The sequence below is a fragment of the Sphingomonas sp. So64.6b genome (assembly GCF_014171475.1).
In the GTDB taxonomy this organism is placed as follows: Bacteria; Pseudomonadota; Alphaproteobacteria; order Sphingomonadales; family Sphingomonadaceae; genus Sphingomonas; species Sphingomonas alpina_A.
Genome location: NZ_CP048817.1, coordinates 2,713,605 through 2,730,465, shown reverse-complemented (window position 1 = coordinate 2,730,465; position 16,861 = coordinate 2,713,605). Strand labels below are relative to the sequence as shown.

Annotated in this window: 11 protein-coding genes; 7 read left to right on the top strand and 4 right to left on the bottom strand. The window is 63.9% G+C overall.

Annotation, left to right across the window (positions count from 1 at the left end):
* Positions 1 to 120: 120 nt before the first annotated feature.
* Together G4G27_RS13055 and parE are read right to left on the bottom strand one after the other, a co-directional pair.
* Positions 121 to 1,443, bottom strand: a complete 1,323-nt coding sequence (locus tag G4G27_RS13055; RefSeq protein WP_183109064.1) for a serine hydrolase — start codon at positions 1,441 to 1,443, stop codon at positions 121 to 123.
* A 27-nt stretch (positions 1,444 to 1,470) separates the two neighbouring features.
* A complete protein-coding gene (parE, locus tag G4G27_RS13050) occupies positions 1,471 to 3,450 on the bottom strand; it encodes a DNA topoisomerase IV subunit B (protein ID WP_183109063.1) in 1,980 nt (659 codons plus the stop codon).
* Between the two features lie 150 nt (positions 3,451 to 3,600).
* Here parE and G4G27_RS13045 point away from each other — a divergent pair, with 150 nt between their 5' ends.
* Positions 3,601 to 4,440 carry an outer membrane beta-barrel protein gene (locus G4G27_RS13045; protein ID WP_183109062.1) on the top strand — a complete coding sequence of 280 codons (840 nt, stop codon included), beginning with the start codon at positions 3,601 to 3,603 and terminating at the stop codon, positions 4,438 to 4,440.
* A gap of 243 nt (positions 4,441 to 4,683) precedes the next feature.
* On the opposite strand, the gene G4G27_RS13040 is transcribed toward G4G27_RS13045, so the two are convergent.
* Positions 4,684 to 5,382, bottom strand: coding sequence for a GcrA family cell cycle regulator (locus G4G27_RS13040; RefSeq protein ID WP_183109061.1), 699 nt, complete (start codon positions 5,380 to 5,382; stop codon positions 4,684 to 4,686).
* Positions 5,383 to 5,459: 77 nt separating this feature from the next.
* On the opposite strand from G4G27_RS13040, the gene G4G27_RS13035 reads away from it, so the two are divergent.
* The 4 genes from G4G27_RS13035 to G4G27_RS13020 all read left to right on the top strand — a co-directional run bounded on the left by G4G27_RS13035 (position 5,460) and on the right by G4G27_RS13020 (position 11,476).
* Positions 5,460 to 6,323, top strand: a complete 864-nt coding sequence (locus tag G4G27_RS13035) for an ABC transporter permease (protein WP_183109060.1) — start codon at positions 5,460 to 5,462, stop codon at positions 6,321 to 6,323.
* A 229-nt stretch (positions 6,324 to 6,552) separates the two neighbouring features.
* Entirely contained in the window at positions 6,553 to 7,611 is a 1,059-nt protein-coding gene (locus G4G27_RS13030; RefSeq protein ID WP_183109059.1) for an efflux RND transporter periplasmic adaptor subunit, read from the top strand.
* Positions 7,612 to 7,621: 10 nt separating this feature from the next.
* Complete coding sequence (locus G4G27_RS13025; protein ID WP_183109058.1) at positions 7,622 to 10,687, top strand: efflux RND transporter permease subunit; 3,066 nt, start codon at positions 7,622 to 7,624, stop codon at positions 10,685 to 10,687.
* A 156-nt stretch (positions 10,688 to 10,843) separates the two neighbouring features.
* Positions 10,844 to 11,476, top strand: coding sequence for a hypothetical protein (locus tag G4G27_RS13020; RefSeq protein WP_183109057.1), 633 nt, complete (start codon positions 10,844 to 10,846; stop codon positions 11,474 to 11,476).
* Here G4G27_RS13020 and G4G27_RS13015 read toward each other — a convergent pair.
* Entirely contained in the window at positions 11,473 to 12,114 is a 642-nt protein-coding gene (locus G4G27_RS13015; RefSeq protein WP_183109056.1) for a transglycosylase domain-containing protein, read from the bottom strand. The genes G4G27_RS13020 and G4G27_RS13015 overlap by 4 nt on opposite strands.
* A gap of 497 nt (positions 12,115 to 12,611) precedes the next feature.
* Here G4G27_RS13015 and G4G27_RS13010 point away from each other — a divergent pair, with 497 nt between their 5' ends.
* Together G4G27_RS13010 and G4G27_RS13005 are read left to right on the top strand one after the other, a co-directional pair.
* Complete coding sequence (locus G4G27_RS13010) at positions 12,612 to 14,210, top strand: alkaline phosphatase D family protein (protein ID WP_183109055.1); 1,599 nt, start codon at positions 12,612 to 12,614, stop codon at positions 14,208 to 14,210.
* 222 nt (positions 14,211 to 14,432) lie between these two features.
* Positions 14,433 to 16,850: a TonB-dependent receptor gene (locus G4G27_RS13005; RefSeq protein WP_183109054.1), complete on the top strand. Its 2,418-nt coding sequence runs from the start codon at positions 14,433 to 14,435 to the stop codon at positions 16,848 to 16,850.
* Positions 16,851 to 16,861 lie beyond the last annotated feature (11 nt).

The window sequence follows — 16,861 nt, the reverse complement described above, 5'->3', positions numbered from 1 at the left end:
GCTGGTTCGATCACCCCCTCCGTTCGCCCTGAGCCTGTCGAAGGGCATGCGCAGCGCTTGGGCTTCGACAGGCTCAGCCCGAACGGGGGTTGGGTCGATTTCAGCCAACCCAATGGCGCGCTAACGCCCCGCCGCCAGTTCCACTGCGCGCGCCATCAGCCCGGCGAAACGGGCATCGTCGACCGGTGCGGCGGCATCGTTCCAGCTTGCCGACATCGCGTACCAAATGCCGTCCTTGCCCTGCAGCAGGAAAGTCATGGCAATCACGCCGGGCTCCGATCCGCCCTTGAAACCGAGATAACGCCATTGCCCGGCCGGCCCCGGCCCGACCCCTGAATTCTTCGATAATATGTCGCGTACACGCGCGGCAGGGCCGCTTTCGCTATGGCGGCGCAGCCAGTCCATCACCCGCACCATGTCGGCCGGCGTGGCGAACCATTCGAGACTGCCGATGCGCAGCGGCTTGCCCGCCGCGAACATGGCGAGATCGATCGCCGAGACCGGCAGCTTCGCGACTTCGCCATCGAGCAGGGCGCGGCGGCCCGCTTCGTCGAGCGCCGCCCAGCGTTCGCCGAGCGCGCCGCCCAACGCGCCTTTCAGCTTGAACAGTTCGAGGGTCGACAGGAATGGCCGCATGCCGGCAGGATCGCCGATGCCGACCGTGCCGAGCATCGCCTCGACCTTGGCGCGGCCGGCCAGCTTGAGCAGTATGTCGGTCGCGCTGTTGTCGCTGACCGAGATCATCCGCTCGGCCAGCGCGTAGATCGACACCTTGGTGCCGGCCGGGCTCGCCGTATAGGCCCCGCCGGGCAGTGGTGCGCCGTCGAGCGTGACCTCATCCTCCCAGCGCCGCTCGCCGGCCGAGATCGAGCGCACCAGTTCGGCGAGGATGACGAGCTTGAATTCCGATCCGATCGCAAAGGCACGGTCCGGCAGACGCGACTGCAGCAGCGCAGGGCCGTTGGCGTCGAGTCGGGCAAAGGCGAAGCCGCTCGTGCCGGGCAGCTTGGCCAGCGAATCGATCACCGCGCCCAGCGTCGCCTCGCGCCCCGACATGCCGGTGACGCGCAGGCCGGTGACCTGATGCGGCGCGGCCGGATCAACCACAATCTGCATCGTCGCGATGCCGCGCTCATAGCCGACCAGGACCGTCGCGCTCCACGGACTGGCGGGGGTGACGCGCTCGATCCCGGTCACTGCGCCGCTCGATGTGGATAATTGCGTGCTGATCGTCGTGAACGTCGCTTTGGGCACGGCGGCGCGGAACGTTGGCGAGAAGCTGGCGTCATAATCGCCACCGCCCCTGAGCAGCGCGGGCAGTTCGGCGATTCGCGCTTCCAGTTCGGGTGCTGCCTTGACCGGTGCCGGACTCGCGGTCGGCGGCGTCTGAGCGATCGCCGCAACTGGCATGAGCAAGGCGGCGAATACGATCAGCAAGCGCATATGCAGTTCCCCGAAAATCCGGCACGATCAGGCGTCGATCGCGTCTTCCTCGATCCGCGCCGCATTCTCCTGGATGAAGGCGAAGCGATGCGCGGGGTTGTTGCCCATCAGCCGGTCGACCAGATCCTTGACCACCGCGCGCTCCTCATACTCCTGCGGCAGGGTGATGCGCAGCATCGATCGCGTCTTCGGGTCCATCGTCGTTTCGCGCAACTGCATCGGGTTCATCTCGCCAAGCCCCTTGAAGCGCGCGACATCGACCTTCTTGTTCTTGAATTCCTTCGCTTCAATCTGGGCGCGGTGCGCATCGTCCATTGCGTAGAGCGACTTGGTCCCGGCGGTCAGGCGGTAAAGCGGCGGCTGGGCGAGATAGAGGTGCCCGCGCCGCACGAGTTCGGGCATTTCCTGGAAGAAGAAGGTCATCAACAAGGTCGCGATATGCGCGCCGTCCACGTCCGCGTCGGTCATGATGACGATGCGTTCGTAGCGCAGGTTATCGGGCAGGCAGTCCTTGCGCGTGCCGCAGCCGAGCGCCTGGATCAAATCGGCGATTTCCTGATTGGCGCCGATCTTGGCCGAGGTCGCCGAGGCGACATTGAGGATCTTGCCGCGGATCGGCAGGATCGCCTGGGTCTTGCGGTCGCGCGCCTGCTTGGCCGATCCGCCGGCCGAATCGCCCTCGACGATGAACAGCTCGGTGCCCTTGGGATCGTCCGACGAGCAGTCGGTCAGCTTGCCCGGCAGGCGCAGCTTGCGCGCCGAGGTCGCGGTCTTGCGCTTGACCTCGCGCTCCGCCTTGCGGCGCAGCCGGTCGTCCATTCGCTCCAGCACATAGCCGAGCAGCGCCTTGCCGCGTTCCATGTTGCGGCTGAGATAATGGTCGAAATGGTCGCGCACCGCCTTCTCGACCAGCACCGTCGCTTCGGGCGAGGTCAGCCGGTCCTTGGTCTGGCTCTGGAATTGCGGTTCGCGGATGAACACAGAGAGCATCAGCTCGCACCCGACCATCACATCGTCGGCGGTGATGTCCTTGGCTTTTTTCTGGCCGACCAGATCGCCGAAACCGCGAATGCCGCGCACCAAAGCCGCGCGCAGGCCCGCTTCGTGCGTGCCGCCATCCGGCGTCGGGATGGTGTTGCAATACCAGCTGTACGACCCATCGCTCCACAGCGGCCAGGCGACCGCCCATTCGACGCGGCCCTGCTCGTTCGGAAAGTCCTGCGTGCCGGTGAAGAAGTCGGCGGTGGCGCATTCGCGCGTGCCGACTTGCTCGCGCAGATGGTCGGCAAGACCGCCGGGGAACTGGAATACGGCCTCTGCCGGCGTGTCGTCGGTGATCAGCTCAGGCGCGCATTTCCAGCGAATCTCGACTCCGGCGAACAGATAGGCCTTGGAGCGCGCGAGCTTGTGCAACCGCGCCGGCTTGAAGTGCATCTCCGGCCCGAAAATCTCCTCGTCGGGTACGAAACTGACCGAGGTGCCGCGCCGGTTGGGTGTTGGCCCGAGCGCTTCGAGCGGACCGAGTGTCACGCCGCGCGAGAAACGCTGGCGGTAGATGGTCTTGTTGCGCGCCACTTCGATCGTCGTGTCGGACGACAGCGCGTTGACCACGCTGACGCCGACGCCGTGCAGACCGCCCGAGGTCGCATAGGCCTTGCCGTCGAACTTGCCGCCCGAGTGCAGCATGGACATGATCACCTCGAGCGCCGACTTGTCCGGAAATTTCGGATGCGGGTCGACCGGCATGCCGCGACCATTGTCGACGATGGTCAGCCGGTTGCCGGGTTCGAGCGTGATTTCGATCCGCGTCGCGTGCCCCGCGACCGCCTCGTCCATCGCATTGTCGAGCACTTCGGCGGCAAGGTGGTGCAACGCGCGTTCGTCGGTGCCGCCGATATACATGCCGGGGCGGCGGCGGACGGGTTCAAGACCTTCAAGGACCTCGATCGACGAAGCATTGTAATCGGACCCGGCGGGAGAGGAGGAAGCGAACAGATCATCGGCCATGCCCTGCTATAGGAGAGCATGACTCCCTCGGGCAAGCGTGCCGCCGCTGTGATAGATTTGTAACATATCGTGTAAATGACCGCGGTCCTGCGTCCATGTTGCAACTGCGAACGTTCCTGCTCTCGCTAACGCACCATTGGGAGTAACACGATGCGCAGCCTGTATATGCTTACCCTTGCCGCCGGCACCGCCGCTCTCGCGCTCGCCGGCCCCGCCTTTGCTCAGGATACCGAGAAGGCACCGTTCGATGGCGTCTATGTCGGCGGGACGATCGGCTTCGACGCTCAGCCTAACGACGGCAATGAAACGATCCTGTTCGACCGCAATCTCGACGGCAATTTCGGAGACACGGTCACCACCGGGACTGGCGCCAATGCCTTTTCCCGCGGTTTCTGCGGCGGCGCGGCGACCTCGACCGCGAATATCGCCTGCCGTAACGACAAGGACAATATCAGCTATTCGGCGCGGATCGGCTTCGACAAGCAATTCGGCAACATCGTTGCCGGTGTGGTCGGCGAATTTGGCAAGAGCCAGATCCGCGACAGCGTCTCCGCCTTCAGCACCACGCCGGCCAGCTACACAATGACGCGTGAGATCGATTACGACGCCAATCTTCGCCTGCGTCTCGGCTATGCCGCCAACACGACCTTGTTCTACGCGACCGGCGGTCCCGCCTATGCCAAGCTCGACCATAGCTTCACGACCAGCAATGGGTTGAACAGCTTCACTGGCAGCGGCGACGACGACGCCTGGGGCTTTGTCGCGGGTGGCGGTATCGAACAGAAGCTTGGCCGCAACTTTTCGATTGGTCTCGAATATCTCTACAATCAGTACAAGGATGACGATTACATCGTTCGTGCCGGTGCCGGCACGGCGCCGGCAACCAATCCGTTCATCCTGCCGCCCAATACTACCGGCACCGATTTCGCACGCAGCGACGATCAGTTCCGCTGGCACAGCGTCCGCGCTACCGCGCAGTTCCGCTTCTAGGCGCGATTGGGCCGATTGAGTCCTTCTCCGTTCACCCTGAGCTTGTCGAAGCCTGTCCTGAGCGCCTGCCTTGGCAGGCAGTCGAAGGGGGCCGTTCTTCTTTCGAGAATATGGCTTTGAGAGGCTCAGCCCGAACGGGGGTGGTTCCGTCCGGTCAATATTGCTCTGGACCTGATGCTCAAAGAAAAACGGCGGTCCGCGTGAGCGGGCCGCCGTTTTTTATTCCACGTGTCGCAAGAGCGATCAGCGGGCGCGGACGCCACCGAAGGGCAAAGGCGGCGGCGGGCGGCGATCGCGGCGTGGCAGCTGCGCCTGATAGGCATGGCCGCAATGCGCGACGCAATACGGGAAACCGGGGTTCACCTTGTCGCCGCAGAAGTGGAAATCGGGCTCGCCCGGATGGCCAAGCGGCCATTTGCAGATCTTGTCGTTAAGATCGAGCAAGGTCGTCTTGTCCGCCATGTCGGCTGACGGCTTGGCCGGGACCAGGCGGCGCGGCGGTGCCGGTGTGATCGGTGCCTGCTGCTCGCCGGGCGCCTGACGCAGGAAGCCGCCCGGGCCGACCGAGCGCATGATCGGCGGAGGCGGTGCGGCGGGCTTGGCGACGACCAGTTCCTCGCCGTCGTCATCCTCGTCTTCATCCTCTTCCTCGATCTCCTGGACCGGGGCGGGTGGCGGCGGTGCGGCGACCACCACCGGCTTGGGCGGCGGAGGAGGGGAAACTGGTTTGGGCGCGGGTGGTGCGGCCGCAGCGGCGGGCTTGGCGGCGTCCGGCTCGTTGGCCTTGACCGGCGACGGGCGCGACTGCAGGCCAAGGCGATGCGCCTTGCCGATCACGGCATTACGGCTGACCCCGCCCAGTTCCTCGGCGATCTGGCTCGCGGTGCTGCCGCCTTCCCACATCCTTCTCAGCGTATCGATACGCTCGTCGGTCCAGCTCATCTCAAATCCTCAAATCATGGCCGTCGTTTTACCATGGCGGCTTGCAGGCGGCGGCGGCAGTCATTAGCGCGTTCGCTATGAGCAGCCAGCCCCCAATCGGCCCAGAAACCTATGGAGTTCAGTCGGCGGTGTTAAACGCCCCAGGCGTTCCCGTCATCCGGAATGTCAATTGGGGCGGTCTTCGAACTCTCTATATCAAGGAGGTGCGTCGATTCTTCAAGGTCCAGCTCCAGACGATCTGGGCGCCGGCAATGCAGACGCTGCTTTATCTGATCGTTTTCACCGTCGCGATGGGCGGCCGCAGCGCGGTGCATGTCGGCGGCACGCAAGTCGCGTTCGCCGATTTCCTCGCTCCCGGCCTGATCGTGATGGGCATGCTGACCAACGCTTTCGCCAATGCTAGCTTCTCGCTGCTGGTCGGCAAGATCCAGGGTACGATCGTCGATTATCTGATGCCGCCGCTATCCACTGCCGAACTGCTCGCGGCGCTGGTCGGTGGCGCGGTGACTCGCGCCTTCTGCGTCGGCTTCGCGGTATGGCTGGCAGTGCTGGTCTGGCCCGGCGTGCATGTTATCCCGCGCAACCCGATCGCGATCCTGTGGTTCGGCCTGCTCGGCGCGACCTTCCTCGCGCTGCTCGGCGTGCTGACCTCGATCTGGGCGGAGAAGTTCGATCATGCCGCCGCGGTGACCAATTTCGTCGTCGGCCCGCTGACCCTTTTGTCGGGCACCTTCTATTCGGTCGACAAGCTGGCCCCGACTTTCCAGGCGATCAGCCATGCCAACCCGTTTTTCTATATCATCTCTGGGTTTCGCTACGGCTTTCTCGGCACCGCCGATTCGCCGGTCTGGATCGGCAGCATCGTCATCCTGGCGATCGACGTGGCGCTCGGGCTGCTTTGCTACGCGCTGCTCAAGGGCGGCTGGCGGCTGAAGAACTAGGCGATCAGGCCGATACTCTACTTCTCCCCTCCGTTTATGGGAGGGGCAGGGGAGGGTGCGATCGCGCAGCGCATCGCTCGACGCGAAGCGTCGAACGGGGCATCGAGCCCCGCCCGCCGCTGACCCTCCCCAACCCCTCCCATAAGGGAGGGGCAATCCACCAACTTCCAACAAGCCAGTTTCAATTCGATACCTAATTCGCTAGACCATCTCGCAAGGGAGGCCAGCGATGCGGTGGATGGTGATCGGCGTGGCGGTGGTACTGGGCGGCTGCGGCTCGCCCAAGCCGGTGCAGGAAACCGCGCATCGCACCGACGTTCGCATTATCCAAGTCGGCGCCGACAATCAGCCGCTGTCAATCGCCGGGGTCGGCACCGTCGCGCTCAGGCGTGAGGCGTCGCTCGGCTTCACCAGTCCCGGCCGGATCGAGCGGATCGGCGTGCAGGAGGGCGATAGCGTCGCACGCGGGCAAGTGCTTGCCGCGCTCGACACCACTGCGGTCGCTGCCGAAGTCGCGCGGATCGATGCCGAACGCATCCGTGCCGCGTCCGAATATCGGCGCAGCGCCGTGCTGCTCGAAAAGGGCTGGGTGACCAGGCCGCGCGTCGAGAGTGCGCAGGCGGCGCTGCAGGCGGCCAACGCGCAATTGAGCGCCGCACGTTTCCAGGCATCCGCCGCGCGGATCGTCGCGCCGGGGCCGGGCACGGTCCTCGCGCGGCTGGTCGAGCCGGGTCAGGTGATCACGGCGGGCACACCGGTGCTGATCGTCGGCGACCGGTCGAGCGGGTATGTCGTGCGCGTGCCGCTCGCCGACCGCGATGCGTCGCGGCTGTCGATCGGCGCGCCGGCGCAGGTCACGCTCGGTGCGTTCGGTGATGTTCCGGTGACCGGACAGGTGATCGAGATCGCCGGCCGCGCCGATCGTGCGACCGGCACTTTCATGGTCGAGATCGGCGTGCCCAATGATCCGCGCCTGCGCTCCGGCCAGATCGGGAAGGTCGCGGTGACCGGCGGCGGTGGCACAGGCGGCCGGGGCACAACCGGGATTCGCGTGCCGGCCGGCGCGGTGTTCGCGGCGCGCGCCGGGGCGGCGTTCGTCTATGTCGTCGATCGGGCGACCGGCAAGCTCACCCTGCGCCGGATTGCAGTCGGCGATACCGACGATCGCGGTATCCAGGTCACCAGCGGGCTTGGCGGCGGCGAATGGCTCGCCGCATCGCGCATCGACCGCCTGCGCGACGGCATGACGGTCAACCCGATCACTGGCCCGACCGGGGCCGCCAAATGAGCGGTCGCGCGTGAACCTCACCGCCTTCGCGGTTCGCCAGTGGCAGGTGACGCTGGTCGCCTTTCTCCTGCTGGCGATGCTCGGCATTTCCGCTTTCCTCTCGATCCCGCGTTCGGTCGACCCGCATTTTCCTGGTTCGCTCACCGTCGTCACGGTGGTGTTGCCCGGCGCCGACGCGGCGGAGATGGAGGAGACCGTCGCCAAGCCGATCGAGGACGTACTGCAGGGTCTCGACGATGTGCGCGAAATCCGCTCGACTTCAAGCGACGGCACGGCGGTCGTCTCGGTCGATTTCGTCCACGGCACGGATGCCGAGCAGGCGCTCGACCGTACTGTCCGCGAAGTGCAGTCGATCCGCGACCGCTTGCCGCAAGGCATTCAGCGTATCGCCTATCGCCGCCCGCGCACCACCGAGGCTGCGGTGCTGCAGCTTGCCTTGGTCAGCGACGATGCGTCCTGGCTGCGCATGACCAAATATGCCGAGGATATGCGCGACCGGCTGAACGTCGTGCCCGGCGTGCGCCAGACGGTGATCGACGGCGCCGCGCGGCCCGAGGTGCGCGTCGCGGTCGATGCGGCGCGGCTGGCCGAGACCAGGATCGCCGCTTCCGCCATCGCCAACGCGATCCGCGCGGGCGGGGTGGATTTGCCGGCCGGCACGGTCAATTCGGGCGAGCGCCGCCTCAACATTGATGCGGGTGGCGCCTATCGCACTTTGGAAGCGGTGCGCGACGTACCGGTGCGCGCGGGTGATGGGCAGCTGCTGCGCGTCGGCGATGTGGCAAGTGTCGGCTGGTCCGAAGCGGAGCAGCTCCATATCGCCCGTTTCAACGGCAAGCGCGCGCTGTTCGTATCGGTGCGGCAGAAGGATAATGTCGACGCCGGCACCCTGCGGGACGCGTTGGTCAAGGCGGTCGATGGCTATCGCACGCAATTGCCGCCCGACATCAGGCTTGAGGTTGCGTTCGACCAGAGCCGCGACATCGCCAAGAAACTCTCGCTGCTGGCGCGCGATTTCGCCATCGCGCTGGCGCTGGTGCTGATCACCATTTTGCCGCTGGGCTTGCGCCCTTCGCTGATCGTGATGATCTCGATTCCCTTGAGCTTGGCGATGGGCGTGCTGCTGCTCTCGCTGTTCGGCTATACGCTCAACCAGATCAGCATTTCGGGCTTCATCCTCTCGCTCGGCCTGCTGGTCGACGATTCGATCGTGGTGACCGAGAATATCGAACGCCATATCCGTGACGGCGATCCGCCCGAGACGGCGGCGATCACCGCGACGCAGGAGATTACCAAGGCGGTGCTCGGCGCGACCGGCGTCTTGCTCTTCGCGTTCCTGCCGCTGTGTTTCCTGCCTGAAGGATCGGGCGATTTCGTGCGCGGCCTGCCGATGGCGGTGATCCTGACCGTGGCGAGCTCGCTGGTCGTGTCGCTGACCGTCATCCCGTTCGCCGCCAGCCGCATGCTCAAGGCGGAAAAACATGGCGGCAATCGTTTGCTCCAGGCGATCACCAACGGGATCGAACGGATCTATTCGCCGGTGCTGCACCGCGCGCTCGATGCGCCGCGGCGCTGGTTCTGGGGCGCGATGCTGGTGTGCGTCGGCGCCTTTGCGCTGGTTCCGGTGCTCGGCTTCACCTTGTTTCCGGCGGCCGAAGCGCCTTATTTCCTCGTCCGCGTCGAAACGCCCGAAGGCAGCGGCATCGCCACCACCGACCGTGCCGTGAAGGCGGTGTCGGCGATCCTCGCACGCGAGCCGGAGATCGTGAACCGGATGGACAATGCCGGGCGCGGCAACCCGCAAATCTATTACAACATCCTGCCGCGCGAGGAGCGCGCGCGTTACGGCGACATCTTCGTCACGCTGAAGGACTGGAATGCGCATGAATCGCCCAGGATGCTGGCGCGGCTGCGCAAATCGCTCGCCGATTTTCCCGATGCCCATGTCAGCGTGGTCAATTTCGAGAACGGCCCGCCGCTCGAGGCGCCGGTCGCGATCCGTGTCAGCGGGCCCGATCTCGACATGCTCAAAAAACTGTCCAACGACGTCGTTCGTATCATGCAGTCGGTGCCCGGCTTGCGCGACATCGACAATCCGATGGCCTTTGACCGGATTGATCTCGATCTCGGCCTCGACGATGCCAAGGCCGGGTTGCTCGGCGTCGCGCCGGGCGAGCCGCGCCGCGCCGTGCGGCTCGCGGTCAGCGGCGAACAGGCGAGCCTGCTTCGCGATGCTGAAGGGGATAGCTGGCCGGTGACGGTGCGCCTGCCGATGGGCAGCAGCCAGCCGATCTCGGTCCTGAAGGACATCTATGTACCGACCATCGCTGGCGGATCGATACCGCTGACCGAGATCGCCAGCCCGACCTTGAAGAGCGTGCCGCCGCTGATCACCCGGCTGAAACTGCAGCGTACGGTGACGATCACCGCGTTCAACCAGCCGGGCTATCTCGCCTCACGGCTCAACCCGCGGGTGGTCGAAAAGCTGAAAAGCATCAAACTGCCCGACGGTTATGCCTTTGCCGTCGGCGGCGAGGCGGAAGCGGCGCAGCGTAATTTCGCCGGGCTCGGGTCGATCATTCTGCTCGCCGTGTTCGGCATCATCGGCGTGCTGGTGCTGGAATTCGGCCGTTTCCGCGAGACTCTGGTGGTCGCGGGCGTGGTACCGCTCGGGCTGGTCGGCGGATTGGTCGGGCTGTTCCTGACCGGCAATTCGCTGTCGTTCCTGGCGATCATCGGCTTCGTCGCGCTGATCGGGATCGAGATCAAGAATTCGATCCTGCTGGTCGATTTCACCACTCAGTTGCGCGCCCGCGGCCTGCCGTTGCGCGAAGCCATCGAACGCGCCGGCGAGATCCGGTTTCTGCCGGTACTGCTCACCTCGGTGACCGCGATCGGCGGCCTGTTGCCGCTCGCGCTGAGCGGGTCGTCGCTTTATTCGCCGCTGGCCTGGGTGATCATCGGCGGGTTGATCAGCTCGACCGTGCTGAGCCGGATCATCACGCCGGTCATGTATTTGCTCGCGGTCAGAGGCGATGAGGCGCGGCGTTTGGCCAGGCTTCAGATGCCGGCGTGACGGCGCCGCCACCGCACGACGTTTCTCAACACCATCCCACATCAAATCATTTGGCCAGCGGAGCCGTCTCGCGCATGCTTGGTTCGGTTCGGTCGGTGGCCAGAGAGGGGCGACCGGACGGGACGATGAGTAGAGTTTCAGGGAAGGGTTATTGAAATGACATTGTCGCTGGCGGGAAAATATAAAGGAAATGGCACCGCAATGTTTCCGGCTGCGGCAATCGCGGCGATGCTCCTGCTTTCGGCCTGTGGGCAGGAGCAAGCAGGCGATCAGAACGCCACAAGCGTCACAAATAATGCTGACGGCACTGCGCCGGTGGCACCGCCCAGGGTGGCGGAGAAAAGCCCCGACACAGTCCCAGAAGCGGCCAAGGTTTCGAGCGACCTTTCAGCATATGTGGGCAAATATCCCCGTGATAAGGTGGCCGGCCAGCGTTTCCTGGACAATCCGGCGGTAAAATCCGCGATCCGCAAGGCCGTGTCCGATGCCGGCGTTCAGAAATTCATCTACGGTACGGACGGCCTCAACGTGCCGATCTTTCAAAAGGACGGGCGCATCGTCGCCTGGGGCGCATCAAATCGCGCCGAAGATGCGCATAACTGGGCAGTGGCGATCACGCCGGACGGCACCACGGCTGATGTTTGCGTCTATCATTCGGCGGATGCCGCCGCGACGGACGAATTCCCCTCATCGCAATGGTTTTCTCCGGGTCAGAAAAGCACCATGATGCAGGGGCGGTGCCCCTCCGAAAAAGATGATTATCCGCCGAAGGAAATCGTCGCCGGTTAGGCGCAGCGTCTGGCCAGGCGCCGGTCGATCATGCGCTGGGTCAGCCAGCCCAATGGACAATCCTCATAGGAAACATCGGTAAGGTCGCGGGGTTTGCATCGGCCGGCGACTAGCGCCTCGAGCATGGCGATCAGCGACAGAAACTGACGGTCGTCGAGGCTCCCGATCGGCTTGCCATGGAACGTCAGCGCGGCATTCTCGAAGCCGATCACTGGACGGCCTCGGATCGTGCCGAAGCTGGCAAGGTTGAGGAACATCTCCAACTGGTCGCGCTTCGGAACCGCCGGATCGAACACATATCGCGCGATCAGGCTCTGCTCGACCTTGGCGAAGCCGGTTTGAATCCCGCCATCGAAATAGAGCCTTTTGACCAGCGCTTGGGTCATCGTCGTGCGGCCCTGACCCGGTGTGACATTACCGACGCCGCGATGATGGAAGAAACCGGTGCCCTCGACGCGCAGCAACATGGCGAGGTGGCGCTTGCCGACCTGCGCCAAAGTGATCGGCCTGACCTTGTTTTGCGCGATGATCATGGGCGTCCGGGCACGGGCGCGGATCACCGCATAGGCTTCGAACCCGATCAGCAGGATCAGTAGTGATCCGATCGCACCCGCGGTGATCCAGATGATCCCCTTCAATATCGTTGCTCCGCCGATGACGCCTTTGCGATCGCAATGAGCAGCTTTGCCTGCTCGATTCACATTGCTGTCGGGCATCGTCATGTTGGCTCTCGGATATGCGTGCGCCGCTCCTAAGCGCATCCGACGGGCCATTTGAATCGAACAGATTGGGAATCGATTAAGCCATGACACCGCCCGCGACTTCCCGATTTTCCCGTAAGCGCCCGGCATTTTTCCCTTCGTGTCGCATAGGTTTTCCCGCAGATTTTCCCGTAGTTTCCCGTAGAACTCCCAAAAGAGATTCTTCCCGTAAAGCTTCCCGTGGCGACGGGAATTTGAATGTCGGCAGGGCAAGAAATACGCTGCCGCTTCAGGACGGATCAGGAGTCGAATTAGAATCGCCACTGGCCATACCGACCTCGCCGCCGCTGACCTTGGATCGCGACCCATCGCAATGTCATCGATCGGCAATAATCCGCGCCGATAGCGCCCGTGATGCGGTGCAAAGGATGGCGATGAGCGGGTTCGATTTGGACGGCGATGCGGTCTCCGCCATATCGCGGCGCGCCGTGCTGGCCGGAGCCGCGGTGTCGGCGGCTTTGCTGACAGTCGGCGCGCGGGGTGCGATGCACCTGCCGCAGGGGCTGTTCACGCTGGGGGTCGCGTCGGGCGATCCGGCGGCGGACGGCGTGGTGCTGTGGACCCGGCTTGCACCGCATCCGATGGAGGGTGACGGCGGCATGCCGCCGGTCGCCATGCCGGTGCGCTGGCAGGTGGCGGAAGACGAACGGTTCGCCCGTATCGTCCGTGCCGGTGAAGCCATCGCGCAGCCGGGCTGGGGCCATTCGGTCCATGTCGATGTCGGCGGGTTGCGCCCGGCACGGCGGTATTTCTACCGCTTCATCGCTGGTGGCGAGGTCAGCCCGACCGGCCGGACCTGCACGGCCCCGGCTGCCGGGGCGACGGTCGACCGGTTGCGGCTGTGCTTCTCCTCCTGCCAGAAATACGAGGCCGGCTATTATGCGGCTTATCGTCACATGGTGGCGGACGATCCGGACCTGATCTTGTTCCTCGGCGACTATATCTATGAAGGCGCGCCCAATCCGAAGAACGCGGTGCGGCTTCATCAGAATCCCGAGCCGGTCGACCTAGCCGGTTATCGGGTGCGTTACGCCACCTACAAGAGCGACCCGCTGCTGCAGGCGGCGCACCATGCCGCGCCCTGGGCGCTGACCTGGGACGACCATGAAGTCGCCAATGATTATGCCGGTGCGCTCGATCAGAACAATAGCGACCCGGTGGCATTCTTGCGTCGGCGTGCGGCGGCCTATCAGGCCTATTTCGAGCATCAGCCGTTGCGCGCCGCGACCCGCCCGAACGGTGTCGATATGCGGCTGTACCGTATCCTGAACTGGGGGCAGCTCGCCCAGTTCCAGATACTCGATGACCGGCAATATCGCGGGCCCCGTGCTTGTCAGCCCGATGGTCTGGTCGCGGCGCATCAGCGATATCGCGGCATGATCGACGCCTGTGCCGATCTCGGCGATCCACGCCGCACGATGCTCGGCGACCGGCAGGAGCAATGGCTGATGGCTCATCTCGGGTCGAGCCGTGCGCAGTGGAACGTCCTCGCGCAGCAGACACTGATGCGCCAGCAGGCGCGGATCGATGCCGACCATCCCGAGCGCGGCAAGCAGTTTTCCGCCGATACATGGTCGGGCTATCCGGCGGCACGGGAGCGGATCTTTCGCCGCTGGGCGGAGGCCGGGACCGGCAACCCGCTCGCGCTGGGCGGTGATATCCATGCTTTTGCAGCGGCGGACATCCATGACCCGGCGAAGCGCGATGGCGCGCCGATCGCGGCCGAATTCGTTGGCGGGTCGATCAGCTCGCTGCTGCACGACCCGAGTTTCAGACAGCTTGCCGGGGCCAATGGACTGGCCTTCGCCGAGAATGAGAAGCGCGGTTATGGACGGCTTGATCTGACGGCGAAGGGCGGAGAGATGGTTTTCCGTGGCCTGATCGATGCCCGGCGCGAGGATTCTGCGATCACCGACATCGCGCGGTTCATCCTGCCTGCGGGGCAACCCGGCATTCATCTCGACACCATTTAAAATCGCTCAAGAAACAATTTGTCACAATAGATACATGAAACTGCCTTAGCGGCACATCAGCGCACGAATCATAAGCATAAGAGAGAGATTAATCAGAAAATCGCCCGCCTCAGGCAATGAGGCGGGTGAGGTTGATCTCGTTCGTCATCGGTATTCTGGGGAATTATTGCAATGCGTTCGGCTAATATCGGAATTTCATTCAATAGATACGCAAAGTATTTCATGGCAACCGCCAGCATATTGGCAATGGCGGGCATTGCGCATGCCGAAACGCCAAGGCCCGCCGTGAGTAACGATGCGGTTAGCGCTGATAACGTCGTCACCGATGAAGCGGCGAACCCCGCCGAACAGGGGGCGGACATCATCGTCGTGGCGCGAAAAAAGGCCGAGAATGCGCAGCGCGTGCCGATTCCCATCACCGTCATCACGCCGGTTGAGCTGACTCGCCAGAACCTCGTCAACTTCACCAATTTCCAGGTGAAATTCCCCGCTTTTTCGGTTTACCTGACCAATCCCAAACAGCTCAATTTGGGCATTCGCGGGATCGGCAATAACGGCTTCAACACCGACGGGATCGACGGATCGGTCGGCATCTTCGTCGATGGTGTCTATACCGGGCGTCAGGGCATGGTTTCGAGCGACTTCAACGATGTCGCCGATGTCGAGCTGCTGCGCGGCCCGCAGGGCACATTGTTCGGCAAGAACACCACTGCCGGTGCGGTGATCATCAACACCTTGAAGCCCGAATTCACCTTTGGCGCGACTGGCGAAGCGAGCATCGGCAATTTCGATTTCCGCGAGGTCAAGGCCAGCGTCACCGGCCCGCTGATCGCGGACAAGCTGGCGGTGCGCATTTCCGGTTTCTACAGCGACCGTGGCGGCACCTATCGCAACGTCTATAATGGTGAGGACCAGAATGCGCGGCAGGGATGGGGCATCCGCGCGCAATTGCTCGCCACGCCGACCGACAATCTTTCGATCCGCCTGATCGGCACGCATGGCCGGCAGAGCTTCCCGACGATCTCGCCAGTAATCCTGTCGATCTACAACCCGGCGGCGCTGCAGGCACGGATGGCGGCGGCGGGGTACACGCTGCTCACCAGCAACGCGCGCGACCGGCTGATCAACATCGACAGCCCGCTCAATGCGAAGACCAGCCTGGATTCGGTCAGCGGCGAGATCAACTGGGGTTTGGGAAGCGCCGGCGACCTGACCTCGATCTCCGCCTATGAGAGCTGGTCCTGCTTCACCAACAACGACAATGACTACACCCAGCTTGACGCGCTGGCCGATTACGGGTCGTGCAACAAGGAACATCAATTCTCGCAGGAACTGCGCTGGTCCAGCCCCAAGGACAAGCCGATCGAGGCGACCCTGGGCGGCTTCCTCAGCCGGCAGCGGCTGCAGGTCGACTCGCGCGTCCGGTTCGGCACGCAATATCATATCTGGGCGGCCAATCCGTCGGCGACGCAATTCGCACCCGTCGCTGGCCGGACCTGGGCGCAGGGCGCTTATGCCGCGCAACTGAACGGCGCGGGATTCCGCAGCCAGGCGGTGTTCCATACCGACACTGACGCGCTGTTCGGCAATGTCACCTGGCATCCCGACGCAGCGCGGCGTCTGGCGATCGATGTCGGCCTGCGTCAGACTTGGGAGCGGCGCTCACAGCTCTATGACGGCGTGGTTGCGTCGAACCCCGGCGGGCTGACCGCCAACCAGCTCAGGGCGCTCTCGCCGAGCGGCGCCAATGCCCAGCTTGGCCATGTCGATACCAGCCTGAAGGACAGCTCGCTGTCGGGCGAGATCGGCGTCAATTATCGCGCGACCGACGATGTGTTCGTCTATGCCAAATATGCGCGCGGCAACAAATCGGCCGGCTTCAACCTGCTGCCCTATAATAGCAGCAACCCGGATTCGGGCGTCGCCTCGGCGATCGCGCTGGGTGCGCAGCAGACGGTCAAGGGCGAGATCGCGGACAATTTCGAGATCGGCCTGAAAAGCGAATTCTTCGACCGCAAGGTGTTGTTGAACCTCACCGCCTTCCATACCAAGGTACGTAACTATCAGGCCAATCAAGCGGTCGGCGTGGGCAATACCGCGCTGAAATTCCTCGCCAATGTCGGGTCGTTGACCTCGAAGGGCGTGGAGCTGGAAATGCAGACCTGGCTGCTTCCCGGCCTGCATACCAAGGGCTTCATCGCCTATGACAAGGCGTTCTATTCGTCCTTCCACAATTCGGTCTGCCCGGGCCAAACCCAGTTCACCACGCCGACTTGCGACCTGACCGGACGCCAGGTCGCCTGGGCGCCCGAATGGACCGCCGATCTGACCGTCGACTATACCCAGGCCGTTTCCAATGACGTCAAACTCTATGGCCTGGTCGATGTGAACTGGCGCTCGAAGCAGAATACGACGATCACGCTGGATCCGTCGGCCGAGATCAAGGGCTATGCCCTGGCCAGCGCGCGCGCCGGTGTGTTGTTGATGGACGACAAGCTCGACCTGCAGCTCTGGGTCGAGAATCTGTTCGACAAGGCCTATTATATCAATCTGCTCGGCTACACGAAATCCACCGGGATCATCCAGGGTTATCCCGGCAACCCGCGCACCTTCGGCGTCACCGCGCGCGTCAAGCTGTAGGTCGTCGCGCC

Excerpts from the sequence above, each read along its gene's own strand:
- G4G27_RS13045 (WP_183109062.1), top strand. The coding sequence starts at position 3,601 with ATGCGCAGCCTGTATATGCTTACCCTTGCCGCCGGCACCGCCGCTCTC.
- G4G27_RS13030 (WP_183109059.1), top strand. The coding sequence starts at position 6,553 with ATGCGGTGGATGGTGATCGGCGTGGCGGTGGTACTGGGCGGCTGCGGC.
- G4G27_RS13040 (WP_183109061.1), bottom strand. The coding sequence starts at position 5,382 with ATGAGCTGGACCGACGAGCGTATCGATACGCTGAGAAGGATGTGGGAA.
- G4G27_RS13020 (WP_183109057.1), top strand. The coding sequence starts at position 10,844 with ATGACATTGTCGCTGGCGGGAAAATATAAAGGAAATGGCACCGCAATG.
- G4G27_RS13005 (WP_183109054.1), top strand. The coding sequence starts at position 14,433 with ATGGCAACCGCCAGCATATTGGCAATGGCGGGCATTGCGCATGCCGAA.
- parE (WP_183109063.1), bottom strand. The coding sequence starts at position 3,450 with ATGGCCGATGATCTGTTCGCTTCCTCCTCTCCCGCCGGGTCCGATTAC.
- G4G27_RS13035 (WP_183109060.1), top strand. The coding sequence starts at position 5,460 with ATGAGCAGCCAGCCCCCAATCGGCCCAGAAACCTATGGAGTTCAGTCG.
- G4G27_RS13055 (WP_183109064.1), bottom strand. The coding sequence starts at position 1,443 with ATGCGCTTGCTGATCGTATTCGCCGCCTTGCTCATGCCAGTTGCGGCG.
- G4G27_RS13010 (WP_183109055.1), top strand. The coding sequence starts at position 12,612 with ATGAGCGGGTTCGATTTGGACGGCGATGCGGTCTCCGCCATATCGCGG.